This window comes from Desulfobacter sp., assembly GCF_050177295.1.
Genome location: NZ_JBFXHE010000274.1, coordinates 1 through 6,050, shown reverse-complemented (window position 1 = coordinate 6,050; position 6,050 = coordinate 1). Strand labels below are relative to the sequence as shown.

Sequence of the window (6,050 nt, the reverse complement as noted above, 5' to 3'; positions counted from 1 at the left end):
TGTTTGACGACAACCCGGAAGAATTATGTACTCAAACGCCGTTTTCCATCTCTTCATGTTTTCCATTCATGAATGACGTTCGGTTTTTCCCTCTGCCGATAGGCGCGTTTGATGTTGTTATTGAAGACGCCGCAAAACAGAAGGCGGTTCAAGGCGTGCCCAGTGTAAAAGAATGGCGCAAGGTCAAATACATTGCCGAACCGCTTTTCAGAAAAACGCTTAAAAAAAAGCAGCTGCTGCCGACCGATGTATGTTTAGACCAGGTGTTTCCCATGGCGCTTCATGGAGAAAGAAATATAAAAGCTACCGCTTTCCAGCAGCATGAACAGCGGCCCAGAATTATGACGGATCAATTGAACGGTGGTGTCAGTGAAAGTGCCTTTTTTTACTGTACTGACCAATTTTTTAGCAATACTGCCGGCCTTTTCTTTCTTGCCCGGTTTGACTCTGATGATGTACGGAAAAAATTTGAGGCATCCTTGAGACTTCTGGAAGATTGCGGGATCGGTGCGGACAGGAGTATCGGCAAGGGCGGCTTTAGTTTTTCTTCTGTGGCAACTGAATTTCCCGTACCTGATGCGGCGGGGGCCTGGCTGACACTGTCGCTTTACCATCCCACCAGACAGGAGGTGCAGAAAGGTGTTCTTACCAGCGGCAGGTATTCTCTTATTAGAAGGTCCGGACCCGGAGGCGGTTTTCATGTGAGCCGATTTAGACGCGCTGACTGCTGGATGCTTGAGGAGGGTGCGGTCATCCCCTTTGAAGCCAAGGGCGATGCGCCCTGTGTGCTGAAAAGTTCCGACTTTATTCCCCACAATATCTACCGCAATGGCGGGGCCTTTTGTATTCCATTACAGGAGGGGCTGCATAATGACTGAAAATAATATCCGCTTAACCTATCATTGTGACGTGGAACTGCTGACGCCTGTGCATATCGGCAGTGGAGACAGATATGTTGAACACTTTGATTTTTCATATAATACCCAGGCCAGAAGGCTTACGGTTTTTGACAGAAACAAACTGCTTGAACAGGTTGCAGGTTCCGGTGAAACAGGCATACAGGCCTTTACCCGGGCCATTGAAGAGGAAACCCTTGAAGACTGGTTAGGCCGTAAACCTGACGGCATTGACATAGATGCAGCCCGTATCCATAACTTTGCCTGTGAAAAAAAGCCCAGGGATATCTTAGTACAACTTCGTACCGGCACTTCAGATGCGCTGCTTGCGGGAAGCTCTCTGAAAGGTGCCTTCAGAACCGCTGTTCTGGCAAAATTATCCCATGAAGAAAACAGGCGGTCTGTTGAAGGGTTAAAACAGGAATTAATGCGTCAACAAAGGGTTAATCAAAAAACTGCCGACAGCAGAATTTCTAAAAATCTGCTTGGCCCTGATGCCCAGAAAAACCTGATGCGTTGCCTGTCTGTGGGTGATTGTACCTTCCCCGCTGATACCATCAAACCTCAAACTGTTATAATTTACCGGATGGTAACTCCTAAAAAGATGGATAAAAAACACTTTGATATCGTATTAGAAAAAATTTCTGAAGGGAACAAAGGCGACTGCCAGATATCCTTTGATACCTATCTTGGAACAAAAGGGAAAGACTATCTTGGTGGGCGAACAGCGTTAACGCTTGACTGGATACTCGATGCTGCCCGCCGAAAAACACAAAAAACCATTGCCACTGAACTTGATTTTTTTAATGGGGTAAGTGGTAACTATACTCAGATGCTCAAAACTTTTTATGAACATCTGGAGGACAAAATCAGAGATATAAAGGAAAATGAGGTCATTTTACAGCTTGCCTGGGGCAGCGGATGGAATGGTATGACAGGAGAGTTGCTGGAAAAAAGGGATCTGACCCAAGACCTTCGCAAAAAACTGTCGCTGGCGGATAAATATCCTTCCTTCCCTTTTCCCAAAAGCCGGCGTTTTGCCCTGATCAACGGACAGGCCATTCCCATGGGGTGGGTGAAGTTGTCGTTTACCGATAAAGAAGAGAAAAAACGGCTTGAAGCTGAACAGCGCGCAACTGCCATAAATAATGCGAAAAAACAAAAAACTCTGGATGATGCCAAGCGGGAACGGGAGAAACAATGGAATGCCATGGACGAAACTGAACAGGATATTGCAGTTGTTCAACAAACCGATCTGGCCCTGGAGCAGGCCCCACAGAAAGGGCCTTTAAAAGATGTCTGGCCCAAACTGGAAAACGCAGAGCCGGATATCCGAAAAAAATTGGCACAGGTTTTTATCGGGCAATGGGAACGCACACCTGATTTGTGGCGAAAAAAAGAATGTTCAAACAGTCAGTGGGAAAAAGTGGAAAGAGTTGTTGAGATATCAGGAATCGACCATCCTGACATTCAGCGACTTGATGCCGACGATCAGCAACTTGTTGATAAAATCCATTCTCTCAGTGACTTTGGGCAGTACAGCAACAGCGATGTCGATATAAACCAGCTGAGCCTTGCCGCTTCAGAATGCCTGAATAGTAAGTTCATAGCCTGGGGCTGCAATAATAAAAATGCAAAGGAAAACAAAAGGCAGGCCTTTAAAAACCTTCAAAATGCATTAAAAAAATTGCGCAAATCCTGAAACTTGTTAAAGGAGCTCAATTATGCCCAAAAACTACATCCTCTCCCCCTGCGGCACAAGTCTTCTGACCAATTTTGCAAAGGATGGCGCACAGCGAAATCTGATTTATAAATATGCAAATGCAAAAAATAAATCAGATGTTCCGGAAGCTGACAGAGCCGTTCTTGCCGAACGGATTGAACAGCTTGCCCTGGAGATTGAAACTGCAGGATATGAACAGGCCCAGGATATGTCTGCCGAACTGAACAGCATCATTAAGTTTTACGGCGGGGTTCTGCCAAAAGCCAATGACTTTCACCTGCTGGTCTGTTCAGATACCTGGCTTGGTGAGGTGACAGCCTGGTTTGTATCAAAATGGATTTTGCGGGCCTGCCCTGATATGACCGTGGTCATTCACAGACAGGAAGGCCTGCAGACCGGGGAAATGACATCCTTTCAATGGGCATTGTCTGATCTTGTGAAAAAATTTTATGAAGAGCTGCCCAAATATAAGGCTGCCGGTTATGAGATTATCTTCAATCTGACAGGCGGATTTAAAGCGGTACAGGGTTTTCTGCAAAGCATTGCCAACTTCTTTGCTGATGAAACTGTGTATATTTTTGAAAAATCTGACATGCTCATGCGCATCCCCCGGCTCCCGGTGAGACTGGATGCTGCTGAAATTGTGGAAAAGAATCTGGCCTGCTTCCGCAACCTTGCCATGGGGGTGCCATATAAAGGTGACGTCACGATTCCGGAAACCATGATTCTCAGCCTGGACGACGTTGTTGAACTTTCAGCCTGGGGCGAGGTGTTGTGGAATGAGGCAAAGGAACAATTATATAAGGCGCAATTGTGGCCCTCACCGAATCCGGAAAAAATCAGATATGGACCGGGGTTTCAAAAAAGCACCGCATCCATTGGGCCGGACCGGATGCGGCATGTGAATAATACCATAGATCAACTCAACCGGTTTGTTCACGACAACAAAGCCAATTTGAATTCCCTTGATTTCAAAGCGTTGAAAGGGGGTAAAATGCCCCCGTCAACCCATGAAGTAGACGCCTGGGCAGATAGTGATGCAAGACGTATATTTCTGCACAAAGATGAAAACGGCTGCTATATCCTGGACAAGCTGGCCAGGGGGCTTCATTAAATGTTTTTTCTGGTCTGCTTTGACATAGTTGACAACCGGGTCCGGTACAGGGTAGTGAAGATCCTGAAAGGATACGGGACCCGGGTTCAAAAATCTGTGTTTGAATGCGCCAACATGACTGAATACAAATTTATAAAAATGCAGTCGGATCTGGAGGAGATCATTGACCATGGTGAGGATACCATCCGCTATTACCCGCTTTGCAGGCATTGCGTAAGCCGGGTTGAATTCTCCGGCACCGGGAATTTGCCAAATACCCGGGCTTATTCCGTGTCATGAGGCCGTCATGATCTTTGACAATTTGTTCGCAAAATCTTCGAAGGAGGTCCGGCATTTTAGTATCGTTTTTAAAAACAAAAGGTTAAGATTAAAACAGTATGAATTTACGTGTGAAATTTTTTTCCGAAACCCCAAAATGGGGTAGGTCCGGCAAAACGGCGTTGGAGAGCCTTGCCTGGAAAGGGTTTCACATACCCAGAGTCCGAACGATTGCCTCGATTAGAGAGGATTAAGACGGACACAGAAGCTGCGCTGATCCCAGATGTTAGTGCCACCGTCCGAACGATTGCCTCGATTAGAGAGGATTAAGACATAATTACTCCTTTGTTGAATTGATAAAAAGTGTTGGGTCCGAACGATTGCCTCGATTAGAGAGGATTAAGACTCTATACCCATCCCGTGTGCAATTTTAAGTGCCTCAGTCCGAACGATTGCCTCGATTAGAGAGGATTAAGACTGCCGTATGCGACACCGTCTGCATTCACTAATTGTGTCCGAACGATTGCCTCGATTAGAGAGGATTAAGACTAAAGCTGCGGGATGATCATGTGGCCGTTGTGAATGTCCGAACGATTGCCTCGATTAGAGAGGATTAAGACTTCTATTTCGATTCGATATGCTATTTCGATGTATGGTCCGAACGATTGCCTCGATTAGAGAGGATTAAGACTCTACTGGGTTGCAAATATCGGCGGCATCTGTATTACCGTCCGAACGATTGCCTCGATTAGAGAGGATTAAGACTCATTATTTTATTAAACGCTTGGTTTTCGTTGCGTGGTCCGAACGATTGCCTCGATTAGAGAGGATTAAGACAATCTGAGTCATGCAAGCTGATCCCGGTACTTTTCAAGTCCGAACGATTGCCTCGATTAGAGAGGATTAAGACTTCATAACAATTTCGCCTTCCCGTTTGACCGGTGTTCCGTCGGTCCGAACGATTGCCTCGATTAGAGAGGATTAAGACTTAAGTTCAACAACGGCAAGCATTGTTTTTCCATTGGTCCGAACGATTGCCTCGATTAGAGAGGATTAAGACTGAATTGCATTAATAGAACGAAGTTTATCCGATTCAGTCCGAACGATTGCCTCGATTAGAGAGGATTAAGACTTATATATCTCATAAATATCCTCATTTATATGATTGAGTCCGAACGATTGCCTCGATTAGAGAGGATTAAGACAACAGTCCCGCCGGTTGCTGTTGCTTCATGCCATAAGTCCGAACGATTGCCTCGATTAGAGAGGATTAAGACTTTCCAATTCCAGAGCTGCTTCGAGTTCTGCGACTTGTCCGAACGATTGCCTCGATTAGAGAGGATTAAGACCTTGTATTTTTGACTGCAAGTACTCATATTCTTCAGGTCCGAACGATTGCCTCGATTAGAGAGGATTAAGACTTGTCTGTGACTGCTTTTTGTTCATCGAAGATTTGGGTCCGAACGATTGCCTCGATTAGAGAGGATTAAGACTAAGCGCTATGAGCGTGTTCTCGCTCATAATACGGGTCCGAACGATTGCCTCGATTAGAGAGGATTAAGACTTTATTTTTGAGTCTTACCAAGTGGTAAGATCATGGTCCGAACGATTGCCTCGATTAGAGAGGATTAAGACTCATTCAGTATGATCGTTACTGGTTTAAAGTCTTCAGTCCGAACGATTGCCTCGATTAGAGAGGATTAAGACACAGCCGTCTCCATTGCAGTAACATTGATATCCTTCAGTCCGAACGATTGCCTCGATTAGAGAGGATTAAGACGTAATGCTCTCTATGTATGGCAAGATACCCTTTGGTAAGTCCGAACGATTGCCTCGATTAGAGAGGATTAAGACTTTCCCCCATTCTTTCATGTACGGGATTTTATTGAGTCCGAACGATTGCCTCGATTAGAGAGGATTAAGACTTTTGCCGGTAGGGTGGGCTTGATTTTTTACCATGAAGTACATGAAGAGCATGAAGACGTCCATTCTTCATGTCCTTCATGCTCTTCATGGTGAATGAAACAATAAAGATTATTGGAGATTAATTTGACCAGCG

At 45.3% G+C, this 6,050-nt stretch carries 4 protein-coding genes and 1 CRISPR repeat array; all 4 genes read left to right on the top strand.

Annotated elements, in window-relative coordinates; all coding sequences use genetic code 11:
* A partial coding sequence (gene csm4 / locus AB7U36_RS16610) for a type III-A CRISPR-associated RAMP protein Csm4 (protein ID WP_428160815.1) occupies positions 1-878 on the top strand: 878 nt, incomplete at its 5' end.
* Positions 871-2,598, top strand: coding sequence for a type III-A CRISPR-associated RAMP protein Csm5 (gene csm5, locus AB7U36_RS16605; protein ID WP_428160814.1), 1,728 nt, complete (start codon positions 871-873; stop codon positions 2,596-2,598). The genes csm4 and csm5, both read left to right, overlap by 8 nt.
* A 22-nt stretch (positions 2,599-2,620) precedes the next feature.
* Complete coding sequence (locus AB7U36_RS16600) at positions 2,621-3,733, top strand: putative CRISPR-associated protein (RefSeq protein WP_428160813.1); 1,113 nt, start codon at positions 2,621-2,623, stop codon at positions 3,731-3,733.
* On the top strand, positions 3,734-4,012 hold the full coding sequence (gene cas2 / locus AB7U36_RS16595) for a CRISPR-associated endonuclease Cas2 (protein WP_428160812.1): 279 nt from the start codon (positions 3,734-3,736) through the stop codon (positions 4,010-4,012).
* A 200-nt stretch (positions 4,013-4,212) separates the two neighbouring features.
* A CRISPR array of direct repeats spans positions 4,213-5,916; the repeat unit is 36 nt; unit sequence GTCCGAACGATTGCCTCGATTAGAGAGGATTAAGAC.
* Positions 5,917-6,050: the final 134 nt, after the last annotated feature.